Here is a 532-nt window from a genome sequence, read left to right on the forward strand (position 1 = left end):
GGGGCGGCGGTTTCGAGTTCCGATTCTGGCTCTGGCTCAAGTGCAACGCCAGATACAACCGCACCAGAAATCACCTCTGGAACAACGGCCACGGCAATCGATGAAAACAGTGGTGCAAACCAAGTTGTTTATACGGTGACGGCAACTGACGATAACGCGATTACTTACAGCTTGTCTGATGACGACGAGAGCCTGTTTACCATTGATTCCATAACAGGTGACGTGACGTTAACTGCTGATCCGGATTATGAAACTCAATCTAGCTACAGTTTTAATGTGGTTGCCACAGACGAAGCGGGTAATGAGTCAGAGCAAGCGGTGTCATTGGATATCAATGATGTAGATGAAACAGCACCCACCATTATCTCTGGAACAAGTGCGTCTAGCACGACGTTAGCCGCTATTGATGAAAACAGTGGTGGATATCAAGTTGTTTATACTGTTACCGCAACGGATGAAAATAACATTAGCTACAGTTTAAGTGGTGCAGATGCGAATGCATTTGCCATTGATTCAATGACAGGTGAAGTCA

The 532-nt window shown here is 46.1% G+C and carries 1 protein-coding gene; it reads left to right on the forward strand.

The window, feature by feature from the left end:
• On the forward strand, positions 1–532 hold a 532-nt coding region (locus tag E2R67_RS16490), incomplete at both ends, for a cadherin repeat domain-containing protein (protein ID WP_134292024.1).

Origin of the sequence: Psychromonas algicola, from assembly GCF_004378355.1 — a bacterium.
Classification (GTDB): domain Bacteria; phylum Pseudomonadota; class Gammaproteobacteria; order Enterobacterales; family Psychromonadaceae; genus Psychromonas.